General features: G+C 64.1%; 18 protein-coding genes and 1 pseudogene. 10 read left to right on the forward strand and 9 right to left on the reverse strand.

Annotated elements, in window-relative coordinates:
• Positions 1-1228 precede the first annotated feature (1228 nt).
• Together KF886_14605 and KF886_14610 are read left to right on the forward strand one after the other, a co-directional pair.
• Positions 1229-1402 (forward strand): annotated as a pseudogene (locus tag KF886_14605) (prepilin-type N-terminal cleavage/methylation domain-containing protein).
• A gap of 195 nt (positions 1403-1597) precedes the next feature.
• Positions 1598-2323 (forward strand): hypothetical protein, encoded by a 726-nt coding sequence (locus KF886_14610; GenBank protein ID MBX3178588.1) that lies wholly within the window; start codon positions 1598-1600, stop codon positions 2321-2323.
• A gap of 432 nt (positions 2324-2755) precedes the next feature.
• Here KF886_14610 and KF886_14615 read toward each other — a convergent pair whose 3' ends face one another.
• A complete protein-coding gene (locus KF886_14615; GenBank protein MBX3178589.1) occupies positions 2756-4246 on the reverse strand; it encodes a DegQ family serine endoprotease in 1491 nt (496 codons plus the stop codon).
• A gap of 201 nt (positions 4247-4447) precedes the next feature.
• Complete coding sequence (locus KF886_14620) at positions 4448-4870, reverse strand: lecithin retinol acyltransferase family protein (protein MBX3178590.1); 423 nt, start codon at positions 4868-4870, stop codon at positions 4448-4450.
• Between the two features lie 503 nt (positions 4871-5373).
• Here KF886_14620 and KF886_14625 point away from each other — a divergent pair.
• Positions 5374-5994 (forward strand): hypothetical protein, encoded by a 621-nt coding sequence (locus KF886_14625; GenBank protein MBX3178591.1) that lies wholly within the window; start codon positions 5374-5376, stop codon positions 5992-5994.
• A gap of 57 nt (positions 5995-6051) precedes the next feature.
• On the opposite strand, the gene KF886_14630 is transcribed toward KF886_14625, so the two are convergent.
• The 3 genes from KF886_14630 to KF886_14640 all read right to left on the reverse strand — a co-directional run bounded on the left by KF886_14630 (position 6052) and on the right by KF886_14640 (position 9768).
• Positions 6052-7077, reverse strand: coding sequence for a Gfo/Idh/MocA family oxidoreductase (locus KF886_14630; GenBank protein ID MBX3178592.1), 1026 nt, complete (start codon positions 7075-7077; stop codon positions 6052-6054).
• Positions 7078-7718: 641 nt separating this feature from the next.
• A complete protein-coding gene (locus tag KF886_14635; protein MBX3178593.1) occupies positions 7719-8264 on the reverse strand; it encodes an ORF6N domain-containing protein in 546 nt (181 codons plus the stop codon).
• A gap of 40 nt (positions 8265-8304) precedes the next feature.
• Complete coding sequence (locus KF886_14640) at positions 8305-9768, reverse strand: pectate lyase (protein MBX3178594.1); 1464 nt, start codon at positions 9766-9768, stop codon at positions 8305-8307.
• A 123-nt stretch (positions 9769-9891) separates the two neighbouring features.
• Between KF886_14640 and KF886_14645 the strand changes: the two genes are divergently transcribed.
• Together KF886_14645 and KF886_14650 are read left to right on the forward strand one after the other, a co-directional pair.
• The gene (locus tag KF886_14645) at positions 9892-10578 is read left to right on the forward strand and encodes an SGNH/GDSL hydrolase family protein (protein MBX3178595.1); all 687 of its coding nucleotides are present in this window, start codon (positions 9892-9894) and stop codon (positions 10576-10578) included.
• A 324-nt stretch (positions 10579-10902) separates the two neighbouring features.
• Positions 10903-11280: a cupin domain-containing protein gene (locus KF886_14650; protein ID MBX3178596.1), complete on the forward strand. Its 378-nt coding sequence runs from the start codon at positions 10903-10905 to the stop codon at positions 11278-11280.
• Here the strand turns inward: KF886_14650 and KF886_14655 are convergent.
• Positions 11241-14006, reverse strand: a complete 2766-nt coding sequence (locus KF886_14655) for a beta-propeller domain-containing protein (protein MBX3178597.1) — start codon at positions 14004-14006, stop codon at positions 11241-11243. The genes KF886_14650 and KF886_14655 overlap by 40 nt on opposite strands.
• A 221-nt stretch (positions 14007-14227) precedes the next feature.
• Between KF886_14655 and KF886_14660 the strand changes: the two genes are divergently transcribed.
• Genes KF886_14660 through KF886_14675 form a run of 4 tightly spaced genes read left to right on the forward strand, consistent with a single transcriptional unit; the run spans position 14228 to position 16379 of the window.
• Positions 14228-14896, forward strand: a complete 669-nt coding sequence (locus KF886_14660) for an NAD(P)H-hydrate epimerase (protein MBX3178598.1) — start codon at positions 14228-14230, stop codon at positions 14894-14896.
• A gap of 11 nt (positions 14897-14907) precedes the next feature.
• Entirely contained in the window at positions 14908-15465 is a 558-nt protein-coding gene (gene thpR / locus KF886_14665) for an RNA 2',3'-cyclic phosphodiesterase (protein ID MBX3178599.1), read from the forward strand.
• Positions 15462-15707, forward strand: coding sequence for a YggT family protein (locus tag KF886_14670; protein ID MBX3178600.1), 246 nt, complete (start codon positions 15462-15464; stop codon positions 15705-15707). Before thpR ends, KF886_14670 begins: the two co-directional genes overlap by 4 nt.
• A gap of 48 nt (positions 15708-15755) precedes the next feature.
• Positions 15756-16379 (forward strand): protein-L-isoaspartate(D-aspartate) O-methyltransferase, encoded by a 624-nt coding sequence (locus tag KF886_14675; protein MBX3178601.1) that lies wholly within the window; start codon positions 15756-15758, stop codon positions 16377-16379.
• Positions 16380-16422: 43 nt separating this feature from the next.
• Here KF886_14675 and KF886_14680 read toward each other — a convergent pair whose 3' ends face one another.
• The 3 genes from KF886_14680 to KF886_14690 all read right to left on the reverse strand — a co-directional run bounded on the left by KF886_14680 (position 16423) and on the right by KF886_14690 (position 18794).
• Entirely contained in the window at positions 16423-16833 is a 411-nt protein-coding gene (locus KF886_14680; GenBank protein ID MBX3178602.1) for a GntR family transcriptional regulator, read from the reverse strand.
• Positions 16834-17047: 214 nt separating this feature from the next.
• Positions 17048-17746, reverse strand: a complete 699-nt coding sequence (gene rsmI / locus KF886_14685) for a 16S rRNA (cytidine(1402)-2'-O)-methyltransferase (GenBank protein MBX3178603.1) — start codon at positions 17744-17746, stop codon at positions 17048-17050.
• Between the two features lie 49 nt (positions 17747-17795).
• Positions 17796-18794: a GHMP kinase gene (locus tag KF886_14690; protein MBX3178604.1), complete on the reverse strand. Its 999-nt coding sequence runs from the start codon at positions 18792-18794 to the stop codon at positions 17796-17798.
• 347 nt (positions 18795-19141) lie between these two features.
• On the opposite strand from KF886_14690, the gene KF886_14695 reads away from it, so the two are divergent.
• The gene (locus KF886_14695) at positions 19142-25513 is read left to right on the forward strand and encodes a hypothetical protein (protein MBX3178605.1); all 6372 of its coding nucleotides are present in this window, start codon (positions 19142-19144) and stop codon (positions 25511-25513) included.
• Positions 25514-25518 lie beyond the last annotated feature (5 nt).

A 25518-nucleotide genomic window follows, 5' to 3' on the forward strand; every position in this document is an offset into this window, starting at 1 on the left:
ATCAGACCTTCTCCAATTTCTTTCCATCGTGGCCTTTGTACTACTATCCATCATTTTCTTGTTTTTTTTTGCAAGTTTATTGGAGAGTCAACCGGTAATCCATTCATAAAAAACAGGTTACGTAGCCGAAGCGCGAGTTCGAGATTCGGCCCCATCTATCGGCAAAGCCTTGAGAAAGCGCCCCGAAGGGGCACGGCAGCTTAGAGCCCCGGGCAACGCCCGGGGTTAACGGAATAGGTTTCCTGTAAGCCCTGAAAGGGCGGCGGAGTTCTTGCTCGTACGCTGAACTGCGCTGCCCTTTCAGGGCGAATCAAAACTACACCACGCTTTCTCCCTGGGCGTTGCCCAGGGCTCGAAGCTGCATTGGCCCTTCGGGCCGGAAGAGCGGGAATCCCGAGTTCATTACATTCATCATCGAGGCGCCCTGAACCACCATACAATTCGCGTTCATTCGTGTTCATTCGTGGTTGAAAATCTTCTTTGCTTCAGACGGCTGAAGAACCACCGAATACCTGGGGGCCTCGTCAGAATATGTGGGCGCCCTGTCGGGTGCTTGAAAGAGGCCGGGCTTCGATGCGGTCACGCACCTTGAAGGAGTGCACTTAGTACTACTGTAGTACACAGCATTATCCGCTATACCGTACAACCGATGAAGCGCGGCGGCGACCCCAAAGTTCACTCGCCGAAACGGTGCGCGAATCCCCATTGCCCAACCTCTTCGTAGATTACAGACTCGGAAATGGACTCTTACGGTGAGGACAACAGTTTCTAAAGAAGAGGCATCAACACCAATTATATAAGGTGAAATCTAAAAAATTCCATTGACAGCCAATTTAAAACGCGCTACAATGCGACCAGTTTCCAGAGTATTACGCTCGAACAACAATTGAGTCTAAACCTGCTGGTAGGGCCTTGGAGCCAGGAGAGTCGCTGGCCGACAGGGCGTTGCATCCGTCCCGCAACTGTTCGTTAGTTTTTGTGAGTGTTCCATGCGCGGGATTCCCGGCGCCTCTGAGATCCATCCGTAAGACGCCGCTGAACCTTTGGCCTTCGCGCGCTCTCGCCGTATTCATTCCGTGTACGATGGCGAAGCGCGATGTGTAGGTGTTGCAATCAATATCGGCTTCAAACATCACGAAAGGAACCGTATCACATCAAACTAATTAATTCTTGCATTATTACCAGGTGAATGTATTCAATAGTAATCAAACATCAAGGGAAAGAGTCTATGTCATACCTCAGACGTCCTAACAAGAAGGGTTTCACCCTGATCGAGCTGCTCGTGGTTATCGCCATCATCGGTATCCTCGCAGCCATTCTTCTTCCGGCCCTGGCCCGCGCCCGCGAAGCGGCCCGCCGCGCCAGCTGCCAGAACAACCTCAAGCAGATCGGCCTGTCCTGCAAAATGTACGCAAACGAGGCCTCCGGTGAAAACTGGCCCCCGCGCTTCATCGACTTCCGCCGTGCAGCGAACGATGCGGGTTCCCCCAATGACTACCGCCGTTTCTGGTCCGAAATCAGCACCACGGCGCTGTACCCGGATTATGTCACGGACCTGCTCATCTTCGCCTGCCCGTCCGACCCCGACGCGTCCGGCATGACGAAAACCACCATGCGCGTTCACCCGGATTGGGCTGATCCCACGGCGCTGGGCGTAGCCTCGTGGAAGATTCCCCCGTCCGTGCAGGGCGCGGCCGCGCAGGCCGCGACCGGCTATGGCTGCGACAACTGGCGCACGCCGGAGCAGAACGAGCAGAACTACCCCGGCATCGGCGGCAAGGGCTGCATCACCCACATCAGCTCGAGCAGCTACCCCTACTGGGGCTATGCCATCCAGGCCAAGGATGTTGACACCCCCGGCGCCATGCGCGCCTTCGGCGCTGTGATGGACGCGTGGCCGGAAGTTGCGGCTGAGTGCGGCAACCAGAATCAGTATCTCACGATCGGTCGCCTCGGCGGCAGCTTCACCGTCAACCTGGCCTGCATCGGCCGCCCGGCGGTCAGCCTGCCCTCGCTTCGCGAAGGCATCGAGCGCTTCATGATCACCGACATCAACAACCCGGGCGCCAGCGCGAAGGCGCAGTCCGAAGTTGCGGTGATGTGGGACTCCCTGCGCGGCGGTGAAGACATCGAGACCGGCTGGGATCCGGCGACCACCGTTGCCTCCCTTGAGGGCGGTGACTTCAACCACGTGCCCGGCGGCGCCAACGTGCTGTTCATGGACGGCCACGTTGAATTCGCCAAGTACCCGCAGCCGAACGGCTCCAAGGCTTACACGGCCACCCAGGCGGCCCTGTTCGACGGTTCCTTCTGGTTCCCGTGAGCCGCTGCTGATTGTTGAACAGAACGCTACGGCGTAACCCATACGAGGGCCGGGTGATTCACCCGGCCCTCGGCTTTTTTTAGGCTTTAGGCTTTAGGCTTTAGGCTTTAGGCTTTAGGCTTTAGGCTTTAGGCTTTAGGCTTTAGGCTTTAGGCTTTAGGCTTTAGGCTGTAGGCTTTAGGCTTTAGGCTGTAGGCTGTAGGCTGTGGGCTCTAGGCTTCAGGCTTCAGGCTTCGGGCTTCGCGCGTTGGGCATTGGGCGTCAGACGCCCCTGCCGCCAACTGCCAACTGCCAACTGTCAACTGTCAACTGTCAACTGTCAACTGTCAACTGTCAACTGCTGCCCCCTCCCAGTGTGCCACGGCCAAGCGGCCCTGTCCGCCGCAGGCGGATTGACCGTGCCCTATAGCCTCCAGCCTAAAGCCTAACATCTCACGAAAGCTTCATCGTCACGTACCGGGAGTAGCCATCCTTTTCGACATTCAAGAGGGCCGTGTTCTTGCGGCTTCCCTGCTGCAGGGCCTCCCGAAACTCCCGCACATTCGATACCGCCCGGCGATTTACTTCCGTAATCAGCGCGCCCGGAACAATACCGGCCCGCTGCGCCTGCGATCCCGGCTCCACCTGCGCCACAACCACCCCCCGCCGGCCGGCATAGCCCAGTTGGGCCGCCGTCTGCGCGTCGAGTTCCTGCAGCCGCAGGCCGAGGCGCTCCGCAACCGGCGCCGGCGCGGCGCCCGGCGCGCGGGCCGCCGCCTTCTCTTCCGGCGCCCCAAGCTGGCCGATGCGCACCGTCCGCTCGACCGGCGCCCCATCGCGCAACAGCTCGATAACAACGTCCGTCTCCGGCGCGGTCGTCGCCACACGGCTGCGGAGCCCCGCCGCGTCGCGGATTTCCTGGCCGCCGTAGCGCAGGACGATATCGTCACGCCGCAACCCCGCGCGCGCGGCCGGCGAATCCTCCACCACATCGCCCACAATCGCCCCGCGGTCGCCGGAAACGCCAAACCACTCCGCAATATCCGGGGTGAGGTTCTGTATCGAGACCCCCAGGTACCCGCGGACGACCTGGCCGTCCTCCTTGAGGTCCTCCACAATACTCCGGGCCATGTTAATCGGGATGGCGAAGCCGATGCCGTTGTTGCCGCCGCTGCTGCTGAGAATCGCCGTATTCACGCCGATCACTTCACCCCGCAGGTTGATCAGCGGCCCGCCCGAATTCCCCGGGTTGATCGCCGCGTCCGTCTGGATGAAATTCGCGTAGTCCACAATGCCCACCTCGCTGCGGCCCTGCGCGCTGATGATGCCCGCCGTAACCGTGTGGCTCAGGCCAAACGGGCTGCCCACCGCAAGCACCCACTCGCCCACCTTCGCCGCGTCCGAATCGCCAAGCGCCACTATCGGCAGCCCGGACGCCTCAATTTTCAACAGCGCGATCTCGGTCTGCGGGTCCGTCCCCACCAGCGACGCATCAAACCGGCGCCCATCCTCCAGCGTCACCGAAAGCGCGTCGGCCTCGCCCGCAACGTGGTGGTTCGTCACGATGTAACCGTCCGAGCTGATTATGAACCCCGAGCCGCTCCCCATGGGCACGGGCGCCCCCCCGCGCGGGCCCTCGGGACCCTGCCCGCGAAACCCCCGCGGATCCAGGAACGGCGGAAACGGGAACCCCTCGCCGAAAGGCCCGCGGCGGAGCGACGCGGGCGACGGCAGGTTCTTTCGGACCTCAATGAAAACCACCGCGCGGGAAGTCTCCTCCGCCACGCGCACATAGGTGTCGCTCATCTGCTGCAGCGCCGAAATCGCGCCATCCGCGCCCGGCCCCTGCGCCTGTGCGGGCCGAAAGGCCAGAACGCCCGCGGCCAGCGCGGCGGTCGCGCCCGCCACGGCCGTCACCCGCACTATTTTTGGAATAGCATACATGACTATCCTCCTTCTCCGGTAAGGCAATACGCGCCGGAACGGCGCGCCGCCCGGAAGGAAGCATAGTCCGTGCCAATATTTATTGGGACGCCGGTAACGCTTTCGTTTCAAGCACTTAGAACCGCGACACCCCGCCCCGATCCCCCGCCCCGATCGATCCGCGCCACCCGAAATGAAGCATACAACGAGCCCGACGCCGCCTCAGCTGGAACCCGCCTGCCAACGTTTCCCCGCCACATGCGCCGCAACCGCCACCCCGCCCACCACGATGCCCGCCGCCACGTGAAGCGCGCGCCGCACCTGCCCGCTGTGCCGCCGCCCCGTCTTGCACCACGTCGCGAAATGCTCGCAATTGTTGCGGAATACGCAATACTCCCCGGCCGAGAGCGCCTCCAGCGCGCGCGCTATGGTGATATCCGGCGGCGACACCGCGCCGCGGCGCCGCACGACTATCGCCCGCCCGCCGCGCAGGAAATCCTCCAGCGGCGTCCGGCATATGCGGGCCCCGCGCCACCGGAGAGGCTCCCCCGAAAAATGAACCACCGTTCCATCGCCCATGTCGATGCCATGGTGCGCGTAAAGAAAGCCGCACCGCCGCACCTTGATGTGATCGCCACGCGCCATCCCTATGCTCCTGTCCACGCCGGCAACCCGCGCCAGCCTCCCCTGATTCTACCGCATCCCAACCCCCGCGCCAAACACCCCCTTCCCCCTGCCGCGGACGTGCCGCACCTTTCCGCCTGCGGCGGACGTGCCGCACCTTTCCGCCTGCGGCGGACGTGCCGCACATTTTCCCACCGAACTCGTTCCCACGGTCCTCCGTGGGAATGCATACCGTTCCGCTCCGCGGAACAACGCCCACAACACCCCCCTTTCCGCCTGCGGCGGACGTGCCGCACCTTTCCGCCTGCGGCGGACGTGCCGCACCTTTCCGCCTGCGGCGGACGTGCCGCACCTTTCCGCCTGCGGCGGACGTGCCGCACCTTTCCGCCTGCGGCGGACGTGCCGCACATTCACCCTGCACCCTTCACCCTTCACCCTTACACCACGCCCCACCCGTGCGGTATACTCTATCCGCACGGCCCAGTCCCCCCGGCGGCCCGGCGGACCAACCAGAGGAGTTCCTTGTGAGCGGCCATTCCGACCTCGAAGCCTGCACCAACACCGAATTGTGCTTGCGCCCCCTGATGCGGCGCGCCTTCGGCCTGTTCTGGGACCATCGCGCCCTGTTGCTGTCGGCGCAGGTAACGCTGCTCCTGATCCTCGTGCTCGGCAATCAATTGCTGACGGTCGGCGGAAACCTGCTGCTCGGCCCCTTCGTCCTGGGGTTTTACAAGATTTCCCTGCGGATCGCGCGTAACGAGCAGACCGATCTCTCCGACCTGCTCTCCGGCTTCGAGTTCTTCCTCCCGGCCTTCGTCGCAAACATCCTCATACACCTGATCGCATTCGTCGCAAGCTTCTTCCTCGTGATCCCCGGCCTGCTCGTGCTTCTGACCTACTGCACGACGTACTTCTTCATTCTCGAGAAAAACCTGGGCTTCTGGGACGCCATGGAAGCCAGCCGCGCCATGGTCTGGGGAAATTTCAAGCGCTGGCTGGCCGTCGGCCTCATGTTCGGAATCGTCAATCTGGCGGGGCTGCTCTGCCTCGGCGTTGGCCTTCTATTCACGTTGCCGATCACGCATCTCCTCATTACCCTCGCCTATGAAGAGGAGATCAAGGCCCGGAATTCGATCGCGGAATAAAGCGCCCGGGCGCGCCTCCATCGCAACGCCCGGCCGGGCGGCGCACAACCGGAATCCTCAGCGCGGGCCGATCGTCACCACCCCGCCGGTCTCCGCCGCGCGGTGCAGGGCGTCCAGCACCGCCGTGGCGCGCATGCCGTCGCGCGCGGTCACGAAGGGCTCCCGATCCTCGTCGATGGCGTCGATGAAGCTGGTGATACACGCGGGGAAGGCGCCGGCCCAGCGGTCGTAGACCTGGTAGTTGAGGAGGGAGCGCGGCCAGGAAAAACCCGCTTCGCTGTTCATCTCCACGGCCTCGTCCTTCCGGTCGATCTGGAGGTGGCCGCGCTCGCCCACGATCGACATGAACGAATCGGGCATGGCGGGGTGCCCTTCCGGATAGATCCAGGCGGCCTCGAAGGTCGCCACGCCGCCCTGGCGGAAGCGCACCTGCCCCTGGAGCGCGTCCCAGGTGTCCCAGCCGAACTTCTCCCTGAGCACGGACTTCACGCCCGTGCAGGTGGCTTCGACCGGATCGTCGCCGAACCACCACAGCATGAGGTCGATGTCGTGGGAGGACTGGAACCACATGGGGGAGCTGTCCTTTGCCCAACTCGCCAGCATTTTCGTCGGAACGGTGATGGGGTTGTTCTTGCGGGCGTAGCCCACGAGCGGGCGCCCGATTTCACCGTCCGCGATCTTGCGGTGGGCGAGGTGGTAGGGGGCGAGCCAGCGGTGGTTGTAGGATACCTGGAGCTTCAGGCCGGTTTCCGCGACCCGGCCGGCGATCGCGCGGGCCTCGGCAACGTCGGTGGTGAGCGGCTTCTCGACAAAGACGTGGATCCCGCGGTCGAGGCAGGCCATCACGGGCTCAAAGTGCGCCCAGTCCGGCGTGGCGATGAAGACGGCGTCGGGCCGCTCCGCATCAAGCATCGCGGTGTAGTCGGCGTAGGTCGAAACGCCGTATTGCGCCGCGAGCTTCCCGATGGGCTCCGGGTTGCGGTCGCAGACGGCGGTAAGGCGGACGCGGGGCTCGCGCGCCAGGACATGCGCCACCGCGCTGCCCATGATGCCGGCGCCGATGATGTTGATGGTGTGGGGCATGGTGTTGGGGCTCCGTGGAAGGTCTTTCTGACGATCAGTAGGCTTCGTTTCGGGTACAGCCACGCCGTGTCGCGGGCTGATGTTCGGTTTTGGATGAATCACACGGTTGCGTTTCTTGTGCCAATTTCCGTCGTCTGCTTGTTCTTCCAGCAAGTCTTTCCGACCAGGTAACCCATGACCTTATGTCGTAAAAGGATGCATGAAGCGAAAACCCCAGGGAGAATACCCGGGCTGTTCCGTGAAATTCGAGATCGGAAGAATTTCTTTGACCACGGATTGCACCGATGACACGGATTTCAGCGACGCTCGAACCAGATGAGACAAACCAGCTCGCCGCCCGCACAACCCCGCTACGATGCTGATGATGAAAACCTCCTCGAAAATCACACGCGGGCGCCGGCATGCCTCGACGACCAGAATCATCTCCTATCCGTGTCATCAGTGTAATCCGTGGTCAAATACCCTCATTGCGGCCAGCGGCTGCTGCTCTACGTGGTTCGTGGTTGAGTCTTCGAACCGGGTCAATAGTCTCTCTTATTCGTGTGAATTCGTGTTCATTCGTGGTTGAAAATCTTCTTTGCTTCAGACGGCTAAACTGTTACCCGGAGGGAAATTGCGCAACTGCTTGGGTCATCACGTTCCTATTTTCCCTTTTTCGGAGAAGGCGGGCGGAAGCCCAGCGGCCGTCGTTCCGTTACAGGTGGAGTCATCAGTTCGCGTACAGCGTCAAATACGGCCTTGAATTGCGCGTCGTATTTGCGTTCAAGTGTATCCAATCTGCGCGAGAGGTCCTTGTGCGAGGCAAGCATTTCGCGGAACTGCACAAAGGCCCGAACCACCTGAATGCTGGCTCGCACAGCCGTTGGGCTATTGAGAACATTAGCGGCCATCACCGTTCCGTGTTCCGTGAAGGCCCGCGGCGGATAGCGGCGCCCGCCACGTCCGGTTTTTGAGGTCGCATTTTGCGACCTCAAAGATTCCCATTCGTCCCAGGTGAGCCGGATCATGAAATCGTCTGGAAACCGGTCCTCATTTCGGGAAACCTGCTCATTCAGCCGCTTCGTAGTAACGCCATATAGCGTTGCCAACGTATCGTCAAGCAGTACGCGCTGTCCACGGACTTCCACGATAAGCCTTTGAATCCGCACTGCCGAAATAGGCGTTTCGTCTGACTTCTCCGACGACATGGTCACTTATCCCCTCCTCATGATTCGTTTGACGCTGTCCCTAAGTCCCATTCAGGTAATTAATCAGCCGATACATCCTCGCAATATATCCGCCAATCACGTAGGCCTCCATGGTGTCGGGCGGCTCGGTGAAGGGGGAAAAGGGATTCAGCTGGGTGACCGTGTCGCGCCAGCCGTTGTGTTCGTCCAACCCATTCACAATCGAGGCGACGCCTTCCGCCGTCTGTGGGATACGCGCGAGCGCCACGGCCAGGTGGCCGCCCTTTACGTGCGCCGGCAGCGGCTGGTTTGCCCGGGCGGCGCGGTGTTCGGCCATCGCTGCGCCGGGCGGCGTCGCCGCGAGACGGGCGTGCTCGCGGCGGAGGTAATCGACATTGATGCTCACCTCGTGATCGTAGGGGTAGCACCCTTCTTTCTCATAGGTGACCGTGTAGGCGACGTCGTCGATGGTGGTTCCGGTCTGCTTGATGTACAGGGGGCGGTTCGTGCCCATTTCGTAGAAGCCGGTGTGGGTGTAGCCCTCCGCGTCCGGGATGCGCGCGGAATACAGCCAGTCGAGCGCGGCCGGGACGGGCGCCAGGTATTTCGGGTCGCCGGTTAACCCGTAGAACGAGAAGAGATGCAGGATGTTCGTGTGGGTCTGCGAGGCGCTCACCGTGCCGATCTCGAAGGGCCGCCCCCAGACCGGCTTGAGGTCCGCGCCGTGCTGCTGGCACCACCCGGCCTGCGGCGGGGGCTGCTGCGCGCGCAGGTAGAATTCCATGCCCGCGCGCGCGGCGGCGAGGTAGCGATCATCCCCCAGCGTCTCGTGGGCTTCGAGCAGGACCTCGATGCAGTCGTGGATGACGTCGTCGTTGAACGTGCGCGCCGCCGTGTAGTCGTCCCCTTCCAGCGGGAAGCGCTGCGGCCAGCCGCCATCCGGATACTGCCCGCGGAGGATGTGGTCCAGCGCGCGATCGAGCACGGCCTTGTGCGCGGGGTCGTTCGTGATCGCGTGTAGCCGCAGAAAGAACCGCGTTGGCTCCGTGGTGGAGAAGTCGTCGAAGGTGCAGTTGTCGCGCTGCTTGAGGTACTCCTGCCAGCCCCAGCATTTGGAGAAGAACGAGGCGTAGTAGTCGGGCAGGCCCTCGGGATCAAAGTCGATGAAGTAATTCCAGCCGCCCGAGGGGTGTTGTCCCGCCGCGAGCGCACCGGCGACCTCGCGCGCACGATCGAGGTAATAGCGGTCGCCGGTCGCCCGGAACGCGTCCAGCAGCACCAGGCCTACCGACGGCGTGCCGGGCGGCTCCACCCAGATCATGCTCGGGCGGGCCTTCAACTCGCCGTACGGTTCCAGATCCAGGGTGTAAAACCACACGAAACCGCCCCGGTTCGCCAGGCGCTCGAACAGGAAGTCGGTGGCCGCGCGCATGACGCCGGTTACCGCGTCGCGCGGCGGGCCCTGCGCGGGCGTAAGGGCGCAGCCGGCGAGTGCAATAGCGGTCAGAATAAGTCGTGAAACCATGCGGGCATGATAGCGGCGCGCCGGGGCCGGATCAATGCGCGCGCGGGAGATGGAAGCCGCGCCAGATCCCGGCGTATACTCCCCGGACAGCCAACCCGAACCCCCACATGCGAGGAAGCGCCCATGCGTATTGCACTGTCCGCCGTTATTGCCGCTGTTCTTTTGTTTGTCCCGTCGGGCGGCGCGGAAGAGGTCATCCACGAGCGCATCGAATGGAGTGATGTCTGGATCACCAACGCGGACCGTGACCCGGACAAACCGCGGGTGCTGCTGATCGGCGATTCGATCGTACGCGGCTACTACAACGGCGTGGAAAAGGAACTGGGCGACCGGGCGAACTGCGCGCGCTTCACAACCTCCAAGTTTGCCGGCCACCCCGACTTTCTGGACGAGCTTGGACTGATCTTGCGCCGCTTTTCGTTTGGCGTGATCCACGTGAACAACGGCCTGCACGGCTGGGACTACACGGAAGAGCAGTATCGCGAGGCGATCCGGGATCTGCTCGCCATGCTCAAGCGCGAGGCGCCCGACGCGAAGCTGATCTGGTGCATGAGCACGCCGTGGCGGGACAGCCAGGACCTCAGCCGCTTCGACGAGGAAAAGAACACCCGGGTCCAGGCGCGCAACGCCATCGCGGCGGAACTCGCGGCGGAAGCGGGCATTCCGATCACGGACCTCTACGCGCTTTCCGCCGACCGCCAGGACCACTTCGCATCCGATGGCGTTCATTACAACGAGGAAGGCCGCGCCGCCCAGGCCACACTGGTGGCCGAGGCCATCACGAAGCAACTGGAACGGGTGCAGTTCTGATATTACCGCGCCCGGACTATGGGGAAGTAAGAATAGTCCCGTTTTTTGCAGTTCGCCGGAAACCCACTATGATACGGGCTTTCAGCCCTGGCCGAATTCGTCGTCATTCTTCCTGGGCCTGCGGCCCAGGCTGATATGATCGGGCGCCTTCGGCGCTGAAGTAACGATATTCAGGGCCGAAGGCCTGTTTCAAACCAGCCTGGGCCATCGGCCCAGGCAAAGGGATCTAATAATCTATGAGGGCTGAAGGCCCGCTCCATAGCGCTCGTAATTCATCGGTAATATCAGAATTGCACCCACTGAAACCCTAACGAGGAGGGCGCCATGAGCAACCCGAGCATCCTGATCCGCCACGAGGGCGACGCCCCGCGCGAACGCAGCGCCTGCGGCTGGCGCGACCGCCTTATCAGCCACGAAGACGCCCCGCTGCATCCGGCGGCCTGGGCGCACGCCGTGGATATCGACGGCGCGAAACGCCACTACCACAAAGTGGCGACGGAACTGTATTACGTGCTGTCCGGCGAGGGCACGGTGCACCTGGACGGGGAAGATCACCCCGTGCGCGCGGGCTCGATTGTGCACATCCCGCCCGGCGTCGTCCATGGCGCCGCCGGGCGGATGCGCGTGCTGGTCATCGGCATTCCGGATATTGCCGATGGCGATTACTTTGCAGCCGAGAGCGGCAGCGAGACCAGCCCGTAGTAGCCCAGCGGGAAGTAGGCCCGCGCCGATCCGAAGCGCACTGCGGAGGGATAACCCGAGACCGGCGTCAGGCTGGCCAGTTCACCCGCGTTTCCGCTGAACGTGTAGTGGGCGAGGGCGTTGTATCCCAGGCTCGCGAACACGTGATCGCCGCGCGCGCCAATGATGCTCCCGTACGCGCCTTCCGCGGCGACCGGCTCCGCGGGCGTGAGTGCGCCCGTACTGGACACGGCGACCGCGTGGATCGCGTACGCCGGATCATGGCTGTCGTAGTAGACGCGGGCGCCCGCCCCCACCACGCGCGAGGTGTACGAGGCAATCGGCGCGCTGCCGATCGGGGTCACCGATCCGCCGCCGCTCCAGCGCACCGTCTCCAGCGAGCTCTCCAACCGTCCGCTGCCGTCCCACTGGTAATCGTGCAGCACCAGCAGGTCCGTATCGGGATCGTATTGCACGAACGCGCCGGGAACGTTGGCTGCGGTCCCCTCTATCCCGTTCACCACGTCCAGCGTGCGGAGGTAATACGCCGCAAGCGGCGGCCCGAAGATGCCCGAGGCGACCGGCTCCTTCGTGCCGGCGTACAGCAGGCCATCCACGGCGTTCAGCGATACCAGCGCGCCGTAGCCCAGGCCGGCCGTGGCGGTCCAGCGCCCCGTGCGGATGTTCACGAGCGCGAGGCCCTGATCCGGCGTCTGGCGGCCGTACACGCGGTCGTAGCGGTCCGCGGAGCAGCGCAGGGCCAGCGTTTCGCCCAGCAGGAAGCCTTTCTCGCCCGCGTCGAAGTAGTAGTAGGGCAGCCCGATGGCGATATCGCCGGCCACCGCGCCGCCGCCGGGTTCAACCGCCGGCTCCGGGCGCGCAAAGCCGTAATCGTAGTAGAAGTAGTTGTAAAACCAGGGGTACACGTCTACCGGGACCTCGTGCAGCAGCGCCGGCGACGCGGGATCGGCCAGATCCACCACGGCAACGGTATACCCCGGCTTCTCGTCCCACGTGATCCCCGCCACGACCAGCGTTTCGCCGGACTGCCAGGCATCGAAGTACTGTCCGATGGGCAGTTCCAGTTCGCCCAGGACATCGCCCGCTGCATTCACCGCCCGCGCGATCACCGTGCCCTCGTCGTAGCGCGCGACCAGTTCCGCGCCGAGGTCCGGGCCAATCTCCAGGAAGTCCACCAGGTTCTCCGCGATGGTCACCGACGCGACCGCCACCGGATTGTCCAGGTTTGACGCGTCGATCCGCGTGACCTGCTCCGTGGTGACGCCAAAGTAGAACGCGTCGTACTCGAATGAGCGCAGAATGTTCCCGCTGAGATCCACCGCCCCGTGAAGCTGAAGATCATCGCGCGTGTAGGACAGGAACTGGAGGCGTTCAAAGCCGCCGCCGTGGCCGCCCCACCCCGCAAAGGGCACAATGATGACGTCGTCCAGGATCGTCAGCGCTTTTACGTCGGAAAACGCGTTCGACCACGCCCAATCCTCGCCGAAGCTCTCGCGGTCGACAAGCGAGGGCGCCCCATTGCCGGAAACGTCAAAGAGGCTCACGCTCACCCGGCGTCCGACGGTGTCGTCCACGCCCAGCGCCACCAGGCGATCGCCCTGCGGCTGGATATAGGTCGAGTACCCGGGCACTTCCAGCGCGCCGAGCAGTTGCGGCGCGGCGGGATCGGCCACATCGATCACGAACAGCGGATCGACAATCAGAAACGTCACCACGTACGCGCGCGGGCCATCGAATCGCGTGGCGAACAGGGTCTCGCCTTCCGCGCCCTCGATGCGGAGTTCGGCGAGGCGGGGAATATCCGGCTGCGTCAGGTCGAAAGTGCTCAGGTAGACCTGCCGCTCGGCCTCCCACGCGCTGGAGACCACCCGCAGCGCGCCGTTCCAGGCGTCCATCTTGAAGCGATCATCGAGGTACCCCCGCACGCGGACCGAACCCGCGTTGCGGATCGCGCCGCCCGGATCCCGGATGTCCAGGCACGTAATCACCGTGCTGTCGCCCGCCCAGTCCGGCGCGGCGATAAACGCGAATTCCGGCGTCACGTGCACCACCGTTCCGGACCCGGTGAATTCGATCTGATCGGCCTGGGCCAGCGCGTCGGGGTCCGCCACGGATATGCTCGTGACGGTCGTGGCCGCGGCGCTGCCGGTCGATACCACATCCTCGTAGTAGCCGTAGTCGTACGCGGCGGTGACCGCGTACAAAACGTCGCCCACCAGGCGGCTGTCGACGAGATCCCCGGGCAGGTCGATGTGGGATCGGATCGCCGCATCGGCCGGCGTGGAGACGTCCACCGCGTAAAGGCGCGACTGGCTCGTCATGGCGACAACACCGGCGTCAATGGAGACGTCACTCGCGTAGCCCACGAGGACATAGGCCATGCCGCCGGCGAAGTACAGGTCGCGGGGATACCCGGTGGCCGGGACCTGGGCCAGGAGCGTATCGGTATCCAGGTCCACAATGCTCAGCCCGCGGTACTGGTTGAGCACGTACAGGAGGTTGTCCTGCCGCCGGATGACATCCGGCTCCACAACCTCGCGCGGGAGCCCGCCGCCGCCCTCCGCGTCCGGAGCGCCGCCCTCCGCGCCGGCCCCAATGGCGTCAAAAACCGGGCCCCGGCCCGTGTCGGCGCTGGTAAACGCGCGATTCCCCGGCGTAAACCACGGACAGCCGGAGACCAGAACAGCAATGAGAAAAAGGAACGGGAGGCGCGGCAGGGCACGCATGACAGTCACCTTTCTATTCCGGCTCCGCGGACGGGAGCGTACAACCCCATTGTAGCACGTTCACAGTACCGGCCCGGCTTGGAAAGTGTTACGAGGCGTGTACGCATGTGCCATCGGGTTCCCGGCTGTGTTAGCTTCAAGGGAAGAAGCTTCAATTAAACACAGCCGGGGGCGGGCCGGCCTGGCGGCGCGCCCGAACCCCCGATACAGGAATGTACGCCATGACGGACATACGCTATCTCTCGGCCCGCGAGATGCGCGAGGCCGATCGCCGCTGTATCGAGGACATCGGTATTCCCGGCGCCGTGCTGATGAATAATGCCGGCCGCGCCGTGTTTGAACAGATCGAGGGCGGCCCCGTGGGGATCGTCTGCGGCAAAGGGAACAACGGAGGGGACGGCTACGTGGCCGCCCGCTACGCGCTGCTGGCCGGCCAGTCGCCCCGCGTGGTGGTGCTCGCGAACCGCGTCGAAATCCACGGGGACGCCGCCGTCTTCCTCCGCGCCTACGAAAACCTCGGCGGCGAGGTCGCCTGGGCGCCCGACGAGGGCTCCGCCGCGCGGGCTGTGGCCGAACTCGCGGACTGTGCGGTGCTGGTGGACGCGGTCCTGGGCACCGGGATCCGCGGCGAAGTCAGCGGAGTCGCCCGGGCAGCCATTGAGGCGTGGCCCGATCGCCCCACCATCGCCGTGGACCTGCCCTCCGGCATGAACGCGGATACCGGAGAGCCCTGCGGGGCCTGTATTCGGGCGGACACCACGGTAACCTTTCAGTTCGCCAAGCGCGGATTCCAGCTTCCCGCCGCAAAGCCGTGGCTGGGGCGCCTGGTTGTCGCCGATATCGGCATTCCGCCCGTCTGCGCGGACGAAGACTACTGGAATATCCATTGAATCCGGAGCGGATGCGCTGTTTTCTCGGCCTGGACCTGCCGGATAGCGTCCGCGCCCAGACTGCGGCCCTCTACGCCGCCTGGCGGGGCGCCGGCCTGAAGGCGTCCTGGGTGCGCCCGGAAAACCTCCACGTAACCGTGCGGTTCCTCGGTGATATCACTCCCGAACAGATGGAAGCCCTGGATGGCGCGATGGCGCGTGAATTGGAGGCCTGCGGGCCGCTCTCCCTGCGGCTGGCGGGCGCGGGCGCCTTCCCGAATGTGCGCCGGCCGAGCGTGATCTGGGCCGGTGTCCGCGTCGAGGCCGGGGATCTGCCCGCCGTGTTTTCGGGGGGGGAGGCGGGCGCCCGGGCCCTCGGGCTGCCGCCGGAAGGGCGCGATCCGCACCCCCATGTCACGCTCGCGCGGCTCCGCGTTCCACCGCCGCCCGGGCGCGTGGAAGCCCTCCTGGAAACGGCCCGCGCATGGGAATCGGATGCATTCGCGGCCGCCGGTGTGGCATTATGGAAGAGCACCCTGCGACCCGGGGGCGCGGTGTACGACAAACTCCGGGAGTATCCCTTCGCATGATGATCGCCTCGATACTGTACAGCGGCCTGACCCTCTACATGATGGCCCTGTTGCTGCGCTGGCTCGGGCCGTGGCTCGAACTCGAGTTTCGCGGTCTGCTGCTCGGCCGCATACCCGCCATCACCGACCCGTGCATCCAGTTTATGCGGCGCATGCTGCCGCCCATGGGCCCCCTGGATTTCGCGCCGCTGGCCGCCGTGATGGGGGTTTTTATTGTCCGCCTGGTCCTGGTGGGCGTATAGCCCCCGGGGGGCCGTGCCATGCTCGATAACGCCGAACTTCGCGACCGGATGGTCGAAGACCAGATTCGCGCGCGGTCGATAGTAAACGAACGCGTGCTCAATGCCCTCCGCCGCGTGCCGCGCCATTGTTTCGTCCCACGTGAATACGCGGATATGGCCTACGACGACCGCCCGCTGCCCATCGGTCACGGGCAGACCATTTCACAGCCCTACATGGTCGCCTGCATGACCGAATTGCTGGCGCCGGGCCCCGACGAACGAATTCTTGAAATCGGCACGGGCTCCGGCTACCAGACCGCGATCCTGGCCTCGCTCGGGCGGACGGTGGTGACGGTGGAGCGCGATCCCGATTTGCTCGCCCGCGCGCGCGCCTGCCTGGGGCGGCTGGGCTACGAGAACATCCAGTTTGTCTGCGGCGACGGGACCCTCGGCGTTCCCGCTCACGCGCCGTTCGACGCGATTATGGTCACCGCGGGCGGGCCGGCGGCGCCCCGGGCGCTCATCGAGCAGCTGGCCGATGGCGGGCGCCTGCTGTGCCCCGTCGGCGGTCGCGGACACCAGCGCCTGCACCGCATAGAAAAGCGGGGAAACGCCCTCCAGACAACCCTCCACACCGACTGCGTCTTCGTACCCCTTACAGGACAAGACGGCTGGCCGGAGCAGACGGGTTGAAGGAGGTCGCTTCCCCGCGTGTCACGCTGAGATGCGGGCCCGATCAGGGCTCGTAGGGCATTACGCCTTCGTCGATCGCGCTCTTCACGAACTTGCGGACATCCGCCGCGGAAATGCCGCTGGCGATGCACTCGCCCACCGCATCGCGCAGGTGGTGCTGGGCCATCTTGCGGACCTTGTCGCGGCAGAGGTTTGGCGCCTTCTCCGCAATCGTCACGCCCACGCCGCGGCGCGTGTGCACCAGGCCCATCAGTTCCAGGTCGCGGTACGCCTTGGTCACCGTGTTCGGGTTGATTTCAAGCATACTGGACATGTCGCGCACCGACGGGAGGGTGTCCCCGGGCAGGAGCTTGCCGGACGCGATGGCGAATTGCACCATATTCTCAATTTGCACGTAGACCGCGATGGGGCAGGTATCCTGGTTAATGCTGAACTTCAGATCTTTCTTGGCCATTTTACAACTCCTTTGTGCGGCTTGGCTCGCATATCGCGATAGTGGATCACCATGATCCGTTGCGCTGGAGCCCCCGGAAGCGGGGGCGCCGAATCTACAGTGCCCCCTTCAAGTTGTTATACTTCCGGCCCGGGGCCGAAAAATTTACTTCTGGTTGCGCACAATACTACATCACAACGCCCTATTGCAAGCTTTTTCTGCCCCCGGATCCGCCCTATTCCGCCTGCACAAACTTGGGATTGGACCCCGCGATTACAACACATATCTCGCCTTTTACCTTCTTCCCCGCGTAGGCGGCCGCGAGATCCCCGAGCGCGCCGCGCTCCACGCGCTCGAATTTCTTCGTCAGCTCGAAGCAGACCGCCGCCATCCGGTTGCCCAGCGCCGCGTGCGCGTCGGCCAGCAACGCCCCCAGCCGGAATGGAGACTCGTAGATCACCAGCGTATGGGGCGCTTCGCCGTCGGCCGCGAGCCACCGCTGCCGCGCGCCGGACTTCCGCGGCGGGAAGCCCTTGAACACGAAGCTGGACGCGGGCAGCCCCGACGCAAGCAGCGCCGTGGTCACGGCCGTGGGGCCCGGCAGGATCTCCACCGTGTGGCCAGCCTCCTGGGCGTCCCGGATAATCCGGTAGCCCGGATCGCTCACGCCGGGGCAGCCGCCATCGCTGCATAGCCCCACCGTCAGCCCCTCGCCGAGCAGCCCGAGTATGCGCTTGCCCGCCATTTCCTCGTTATGTTCGTGGTAGCTGAACATCGTCCTGGGGCGCTCGATGCCGTACCGCTCCAGCAGGCGCGGCGTAATGCGGGTGTCCTCGCAGGCCAGGGCGTCCAGCTCCCCAAGCACGCGGACCGCGCGGTAGGTGATATCCTCCAGGTTGCCGATTGGCGTCGCAATGACATACAGGGTACCCATTAACGTATTCCCGCGCGGCGCGCTTTGGAGTCACGAAGCCCGGTTTTTCTCAGGCCTCGATGGTGGGCCGGAAAACCGCGATATTCCCCGCCCGCATCGTTTCGACAAGCCGCTCGTACATCGTCTCATCCTCGAAAACGCCCACAATCGCCCCGCCGGACCCCGAGAATTTGGCGTGCGCCCCCACCGACCGCGCGCGTTCAACCATGTCGATATTGCGCGGGTCCAGGGTGTACAGCGAGCGGCGGCGGTCGAAATTCTTGTCGAGCAAGGGCCCGATCTCCTTCCCGCGCCCGGCGGCAATCAGATCGCGCGCGTCCTGTGCGTACGAGGCGAAATCCAGCATCGCCTGCCGCACCTCGGGGTCGCCCCCGCGCCAGCGTTCCTTGATGTTGTTGTGGAACGTCTCGGATCCCTCCCCGAGATCCAGCCGGTACGCGATAAACAGGTTCGGCAGGCTGCGCGGGTCGAGCTCCTCGTATAGCCCATACCCGTGCTGGTCCATGTGCTGCTTGTCGAAGTCCATGAAAACCGCGCCCTCGTACACCTGGATCACCCGGTCTTGCAATCCAGCGGAAATGCCGAGTTTGTCGGTCTCCACCTGCAAGATCAGATTGGGCTGAAGGTGTTTCGGTATCTCCACATCGTAGAAATCCATGAGGCAGCGTAGGGTGGCCGTAATCAGGGCGCTGGAACCCGCCAGCCCCAGACGCCGCGGGATGGTGGAACGGTACCGGATCGAAAAATTCTTGCCCTCGATATCGATTCGCTCCTCCCGGCAGTACTCGATAAACCGGCAGATCGTCGCTTTCATCAGGCGGATTCCGCCATAGTACCCGTTGTTGGCGACGTCATCGTATAAATCTTTTGTAGATTTATACTTAGAGCGATCCTGGAGGCTCGGGACAATCTCGATCTCCGGGCTCTCATACAAGCTCACCTTCGCGGCGAAATCCCGGATCACAAAGCTGATCGTCTTCCCGAAGTAGCCGTCGGACGGGTTGCCAATGAGCCCCGCGCGGGCATAGGCCGTGGCTTCACACGCCATGTGCGCTCCTTTGCATCGGTTGGTGGTGCGGTGGGGAGCATACGCAAACCGCGGCGGGCCGCGCAAGGCGGGGGGCGCTCCATCGCCATTCCAGCCCCGGCCATAAATGTGTTACCATTAGACAAGTCGCGGGCGCCGGGATCGCGCCGCGCGAGAACAGGCTGGCCACGCCTTTCGGGCCGGGCGCAGTGGTGTAGTGCGGTGGCGCCCCGTTCGTGGATTCGCGCGGGCCGCCAGGTGGCCGGGGAGACGGCCCCTTTTTCATGCAGCCGGGCGGTGGTCCAAGCACACCGGCCTGAAGCGCGGGGTTCCGGCCGCGCGCGTGAACGAATACAGGGATTGAGGAAATGATTCAGCTTCTATCGTCCGGGCGCATGGCGCGCCTGTTGCTGGCCGCGGGCGCCCTGGCGCTCTCCATTGCGGGCGCCGCCCAGAACATCGTCGTCACCACAGAATCGCTGGATTACAGTGATGGCACGTCCTTCGACGGCGCCGATCTCAGTTCAGTGGCGGCGCTCATCGCCAACCCCGGAACGAACGGGCTGGGGCTGGATGAGGCGCTCGCCGCCATTGACCAGGTGGCGTCGGGTGACGGGCCTTTCTCCATTACGTTTGCACCCGGGGTCACGAACATATCCCTAAGTGAAGACCTGCCCACCATCACGAAAACCGTGAACATCGATGGCGGCGGCAACGTGACGATCGACTGCAATGCGGACAATTCCATGCCCGCGCTCTACTTCACGGGCGGCGAGTTCGGAAGCGTCGAGGGGCTCACGATTATCGATTCGGGCAATGCCGGGATCGGCTTTTCGGGCACGGCGAACGGCTACAGTGTCTATAACTGCAACATTTATACGTCCAACAGCCACGGGATCTGGATCCAGGGGCCGGACAGTTGGTCGCACAGCATTTCCGGCTGCAAGATCGGAACCGACGGCGTTGCGGACCTGGGCAATGATGGGGACGGGATCCGGATCGACAATTCCTCGTCCAATTTCATTGGCGGCCTCTCGTTGGAAAACCGGAACATCGTTTCCGGAAACGCGGGGGCCGGTATACGCGTCGCCGTCACCGGCTCCACCGAATCCGCACACTCCACGCAGATACTCAATAACTACATCGGTGTATCCGCCGACGGCCAGACCAAAATCAGCAACTTCGCCGGCGGCGTCTATATCGATGGCTCCCTCGGCGGGCCCGCCTCCATTACCAACACAAAAATCGGCGACACCTCGGAAGGCGACGGCGGAAACGTAATTTCCGGCAATGGGCCCGCGAATATCGACCTGAACGGCTCGGCGGTGGACACCACGTTCATACGCGCCAACGTCGTCGGCCCGAACAGCGACGGCGACACCGCCATCGTGGTCGATACCGGTATCGGCATCCGCATTCGCAATGGCGTCACGAATACGAGCATTACCAACAACAACATCGTGTCCGGCAACAACGCGACCGGTATCCAGATCATATCCTCCAGCGACAACACGATCGCGGACAACCTCATCGGGGTCGCACGCAATGGCGTAGACCCCCTCGGCAACGGTGGCAACGGCGTTCACGTTCTGGCGTCCTCCTTTAACGCCCAGGACAACGTTATCGGCGGAAGCGAGAGCGGCTCGAACACCATCGCACACAACGGCGGGTACGGCGTCTTCCTCGCGCGGCAGACGGGGAATGTCGTCGGGACCACAATAACCTACAACTCAATCTTCGACAACACGCAGGGCGGTATCGAATTCTCGATCGGCAGCGAAAACGGCGGTATCGCGGCCCCCCTCGCGCCATCCGCGCCAACGGGATACCCCTATTCAACGACCGTGGCGGGCGTGGGCCCCGGGGACCTGGTCCAGGTATTCGCGGACCTGGGAGCCCAGGGCAAAGCCTTCCTCGGCGAGGCGACAGCCTCGAACAGCACCGTGAATGTACCCGTTAACCTGGCCCCGTGGGACAACCACAACCTCACCGCCACGCGCACGGATTCGAGTGGAAACTCGTCCAAATTCAGCGGGGAGTTTGACAACATCGGACCCATTCCGCCAACCCTGGTTGTCGAAGTGCGGTCGGGCCAGACGGACCCGACGAACATGCTGCCGATCGAGTTCGACGTGAGCGCCGACGAACCGATCGGGACAAGCCTTCAGATCGCGGACTTTGCGAACCTCGGCACGGCGACGGGACTGACCTACAACCTGCTCAATCCCGGCGGGGACCAGCAGTACTTCATCTTGCAGGTGACCGGGGTCACCGGCGACGGTACGATCATGCCCTCGGTTGGCGCCGGTCTCGTGCAGGATGCCCTCGGAAATGTAAGCGAACAGGATTCGCTCAACGAAACCACCGACGGCCAGGTGCTCTACGACAGCACGCCGCCCGCAATCACCGTCAACTCGCTGCTGACAAACGTGGCGTCGCCCGGCCTCTCGGGCGCGATCGACGATCCAAGCGCGACGATCGCGATTACCGTGAACGGGAGCGGCCCGCATTCCGCCACGAACGAAGGCGCAACGTGGTCGCTGGCCCCGGGCGTTATCGCCGCCCTTCCCGAAGGCTTCTACGACGTGGAAGCCACCGCGACCGATCCCGTGGGCAACGTCGGAACCGACAATACATCCTTGGAGTTGACGATCGACCTCACCGCGCCAACGGCGGGCGTGACGCCCCTGATCACCAACGTGAACTCCCCCGCGCTGTCGGGCCTGAACAGCGACTCCACGGCCACGATTTACGTGAGCGTGGATACGCAGACGCTCCTGATGGCCCAGAACAACGGCGCCATGTGGGATCTGCCCGCAAATTCCCTCAGTCCGCTGGCGGATGGCGTATACGACGTGACGCTCAATCTCGAAGATCCGGCGGGCAACACCAATATGCAGCTGTTCGAAAACAGCCTCACGATCGACACCGTTCCGCCGGCGATCACCATCGACGCCATAGTCAGCAACAGCGCCACCCCGCTCCTGACCGGAACCGTGGCCGACGCCACCGCGGTCACCCTCGACATCACGGTCGACACACAGACCTTCGCCGCGACGGTGTCCGGTGGCGCCTGGAGCGCGACGCCGCCGTCGGGGCTTCCCGATGGCGACTTCACCATCCGCGCGGACGCCACCGACGCCGCCGGAAATACCGCGACGGAAAGCCGGGTGAAAGGCGCCGTTATCGATACGGAGGCGCCGGTACTGACCGTGAATTCCAAGGTCACCAACGACACCACCCCCCCCCTCTCCGGCACGGTGGACGACGGCCCCATCGCCGGGCGCACGGACGGCGTCAGCATCTCCGTGACCGTCCAGGGCATGACCTACCCCGCCACGAACAACGGCGACGGCACATGGGCCCTGGCGGACAACACCATTACGCCCCCCCTCGCCGACGGGACCTACAACGTGGCCGTCAGCGGCGAGGATGCGGCGGGTAACGTGGGGTCCAGCCCGGGAACCGGCGCGCTCACCATCGATACCGCAGCGCCCGATGTCACGGTGAACCGCCTGGTAACGAATGACACGACGCCAACGGTAACGGGCACGGCCACCGGCGCCAGCGCCGTCACCCTGGACATTGCCTCGGAGACCTACAACGCCTCGCTCTCGGGCGATGCCTGGAGCGCGGACGTCACAACGGCGCTGGCGGAGGGCCGCTATACGGCAACCGCCACCGCGGCGGACAGCGCCGGAAACAGCGCAAACGGATCCGGCGAGGTCGTTATCGACACGACACCCCCCGTGGTGACCGTAAACACGCTGACCACGCGCGACACGACCCCGCAGCTGAGCGGGACGGTGAGCGACGAGACCGCGGTTACCGTGGAGGTGTGGGTGGATGGCGCAAGCTATCCGGCCACCATCAGCGGCGAAACCTGGACCGCGGATGTCACCTCGCCGCTTGGAGACGGCACGTATGACGTGCTCGCGATCGCAACCGACGAAGCGGGCAATTCCGGTTCCGACGAGTCGGTCGCCGAGCTGACGGTGAATTCGGGCGCGCCGGCCATTACGTTTTCGCGGGTCGTAACCGCCGTTCAAACCCCAACGCTCAGCGGTACGGCCACGAGCGAATTGGAACTGGCGTACGTCGATGTCATCATTGACGATACCACCTACAACGCCAGCCTGTCCGGCGACACGTGGACCATCGACGTCTACGAGACGCTCGAAGAGGGCGCATACGACGTCCACGTCACTGCCGTCACAGTCCAGGAGGTTTCCGCCCAGGAGACCTTCCCCGGCGCCCTGGTCATTGACATCACGCCGCCCGAGGTAACGGTTACGCCGCTATTGACCAACAATCCCACACCCGTAATTCAGGGGACCGTGAGCGACGCGACCGCAACATCGGTTGAGATAATCGTCGGCGGCCAGCTCTACGCCGCCGAAACGGGCGGCGGTGTGTGGTCCGCGACCGTCACAAATCCGCTCCCCGATGGCGTGTACGGCGTCGACGCCACCGCCACCGACGCCGCCGGCAACATCGGCACGGACGGAACCGACGACGAGCTCACCATCGATACGGCCGCGCCGGCGCTCGTTTCCATTTCGCGCGCGGATGCGTCGCCGACCAACAGCCAAACCGTGGACTTTACGCTCCTCTTCACCGAGGACGTGGGGGGCGTGGACGCGTCCTCCCTGGATGTGATTGTGGACGGCGAGGTTCAGAGCCCGCCCGGAAAGGCGATTGGCGGCCTCCCGCTCCCCTACAGCGTCGGCGGCGGCGGCAATCAATTCACCGTTACCGTGGGAACAGGCACGGGCGACGGGACCATCGCCCTGCAACTCCGGGACGGAGCCCACATTGCGGACGCCGCCGGTAATGCGATGGAGGACTTCGGGGCCGCGTCGGATCCCTATACCATCGACCGCACCCCGCCCACGATCGCCATCAGCACCAGCGAGAGCAATCCCACCAGCGCCTTCCCCATTCCCGTGACCATCACCTTCAGCGAAGATGTGCTGCCGTTAGACCCCGAGCAAGTGTTCTTGAGCAACGCCATCGTGCAGGACTTCTCCGGGGAGGGCGCGCTATACCAAGTCTTGCTGGCGCCGCTCTCCGAAGGCGTGCTGACGGCCGACATAGGCGCGAACGCGGTGCGGGATATCGCCGGGAATGAAAACGTGCAAGGGGCGACCTTCTCGATCCGTTACCAACTGCCCGCCGAGGGCGAGGGCGAGGGCGAGGGTGAAGGTGAAGGTGAAGGTGAAGGTGAAGGTGAAGGCGAAGGCGAAGGCGAGGGCGAGGGTGAAGGCGAGGGCGAGGGCGAAGGTGAAGGCGAAGGCGAAGGCGAAATTGAGGACTGTCTGGCGCTCTGCGTCGGAGAGTTCATCGACAGAGATGGCGACGGGCTGAACTCCTGCGTGGAAAACTGCCTCGGCACCAGCGACAACCTGACCGACACCGATGGCGATGGCATGCCGGACAACTTCGAGTACCAGTTCGGGCTGGATCCGCTGTCGCCGCACGACGCCCATCTGGATTTGGACATGGATGACCTCACCAACCTGGAGGAATTCCTGGAAAACTCCGATCCCACCGATCCAAACAGCCCCAACTCCCCGTTTGTCGTCGCGGTGGACGGTATCGACTCGCCGGAAGCCCAGCCATGGCGCACGATCAACTACGCGCTCTCCCAGGTGACGCCGAACGCCGAACGCCGCCCGAGGATTATCGTCCGGGGCGGTGTGTATGACGAGGATGTCGTCTTGCGCGACAATGTTATCGTGGCGGGCCAGCGCGAGGAAGACGTGATCATCCTCGGCCAGGTGACCGGCGCCGAGAACAGCGCGCTGCGCCGCGTGACCATCATGCCGGCCGCGGACGAGGCCTACCTCTTCGACATGAACGACGTCGCCATGCAACTGCTCGAAGTCAGCTTCATAGGAACCCCCGAGCGCGGCCGGACGGGCATGCTCGTGGACGGCGATCGACCCGCAAATTCGGTCATCGACCGCTGCGTCTTTATGAGCCTCGGCGTGGGGATCGATATCGCCGGCGAGATCCCCACCATCCGCCGATGCATCTTCGGGGATATCCCCGCGGAGTTCGGCGATCCGCCCGTGCCGGGCGCCGGCATCATCATCCGCGCCCTTCCGGGCAAGTCCGCGGGATTCCAGACCAAATCCCTGGGCGATGAAACGAGCCCGGAGGACGGGTGGAACGATTTCCTGCTCACGATCGAAGGGTATGCCGTCATCAACGAGCGCGACGAGCAAATCCTGATGCAGTCCAACTACTGGGGCACCACGGATCCCGAGGAGTATGACGAGCGCGTCGACGGCCCCGCCGTGCTGGAGCCCGTGCTCGCCAAAAGCTCCGCAATTCTCGCGTCCTCGGTGTTCTGCACCGTCTGGGACAATGTCGATCAGAAACGCCTGACGGATGCCTCCGTGCAGCTGAAGGTAAGCGCCTTCAACCCGGTCACCAACAATACCGAGGGCATCTACGCGTTCCCGGCCATTGCCGAGGGCCAGTACAGCGTCCTCGTGAACGCGCCCGGCTACCTGCGCGGCTCGATGAACCTCAATGTCGCCGGCGGCGAGCTCAAGTCCGTCACCATCGCCATGCGGAGGGAAATCCCGGCCGAGCCGGGCGGCCTGTGCCCGATGCCCGCCGAAGCCACCGCCAGAAGGCTCGGAGAAATGCGGGGCGACCTGTTCCTCGCCGGACTCACCCTGTTCGCGATGGCGGCGGGCGGGAGGATCTTCCGGCGCAAGGACCTTTGATACGG

Source organism: Candidatus Hydrogenedentota bacterium, from assembly GCA_019637335.1.
Classification (GTDB): domain Bacteria; phylum Hydrogenedentota; class Hydrogenedentia; order Hydrogenedentales; family JAEUWI01; genus JAEUWI01.